Below are 1,364 nucleotides of genomic sequence, written 5' to 3'. Positions count from 1 at the left end.
GGGTCTTTGGGAATCACCGTGAAAGCCCCCAATATCTTGTGTATCAGTGCGCGAAAGCTTCATAGCCGTTCAGATCAAGCCAGAGGCGTCGGAACAAATTGGCCAGATTTTTGATCCCATAAGAGCGGCGCTTGAGCACTTTGATTTTGTTGTTCAGCCCCTCGACCCAACCGCTCGATGAACGGCTGATGAAGTAGTTCGTGATTAAATCCATCCGTTCTTCCAGTGTGGACAGGAATGAGTCGAAGCAGGTCAGTCCGCTCTCTCTGACCTCCGCCATCCACCGGCGGATGGCTCGGCGGCCTGACTCGACGGTATGCTTTTCGTTGTCGAAGATACGGGTAAGTTTCTCGCGCAGGCGATAAGCTTTGCGCAACAACGGGGAACACTCAAAGAGGAGGTCGAGCGTCTCTCTTTCTTCCGGCTCCAGGTCTTCGCTCTTTTTTCGCAAGGCCCAAAGAACCCCTTTGAGTCCAGCATATTCTTCTTTCTTGAGCACCTGTTTGAGTTCTTTCATTTCGATCTTTCTCAATTCGTCCACTGCGGCGCGATAGAGTTTGGCGACGTGAAAACGATCGGCGACAACCTTGGCGTTGGGCAGGACTTCTTCAACCGCGTTGATGAAGCCCTCATAGAGATCGGAGCAAGCTTCCTCGACCCCTTCTCGCAATCGCTCCGGGATCGTCTTCAGGAACTCGACCACCGTCTTTTTCTCGCGCCCTTTCAGCACGGCCAGCAGAACCGGGGTTCCGTTCTTGTCTTGTGTGCTGACGATGGTCACAAAGTCACGATGCCCTTTGAGCAGGGAGATTTCATCCAGCCCCAGGATGCGCAGAACTTCGATTTGACTCCAATCGACTTCGCTCCTGACGTAGCGGGTGAGAGCGCCCCGCACGAGATCATAGGTGACGCCGTGCTTCTTGGCGACATCTTGAATCGTGCTGTTGACCAGTTCCAGCAAGAGGAAGTCCGCATAGGCTTTCGTGCAACCGGCTTTGGCGTCGTACCAATCCAGGCGTTCCGTAGTGGTTACGCCTCCCTCGCAGTACGGGCAGCGATAGCGTTTGGGGCGCAGCCGGAGAACCACTTGCCGGCCACATATCGGCAGATGCCGCAGTTCCAGTTCTTTTTCGTGTTCGTGAAGGTCGCTGGCCTTCCGGCCACATTTGTGACAAATCGAATACCCTCGGGTTGACTCGATCTGGCATTCGATTTTCTTCTCGTCATAATTGACGCTCAAGACGCGAATTCCTGGAATGTTCAGCAGATGCTCAATCGAAATAGCCATGGGAATGCTCCATAAGATGATTTCGATTCATTGACCCCAATATATTGGGGCATTCCACGGCGATTCCCAAAGACCC

1 protein-coding gene is annotated in these 1,364 nt (G+C 53.4%); it reads right to left on the bottom strand.

Annotation, left to right across the window (positions count from 1 at the left end; all coding sequences use genetic code 11):
- Nucleotides 1-43: 43 nt before the first annotated feature.
- Nucleotides 44-1,288, bottom strand: coding sequence for an ISL3 family transposase (locus tag KIS77_23330; protein ID MCW5925270.1), 1,245 nt, complete (start codon nucleotides 1,286-1,288; stop codon nucleotides 44-46).
- Nucleotides 1,289-1,364 lie beyond the last annotated feature (76 nt).

This window comes from Saprospiraceae bacterium (genome assembly GCA_026129545.1).
Lineage (GTDB): Bacteria > Bacteroidota > Bacteroidia > Chitinophagales > Saprospiraceae > M3007.
Note: the sequence above shows the minus strand (reverse complement) of the source record. Positions and strands in the feature narration are given on the sequence as shown.

What these genes read in the sequence shown, in the direction of transcription:
- KIS77_23330 (MCW5925270.1), bottom strand. Translation starts at nt 1,288, where the DNA reads ATGGCTATTTCGATTGAGCATCTGCTGAACATTCCAGGAATTCGCGTC.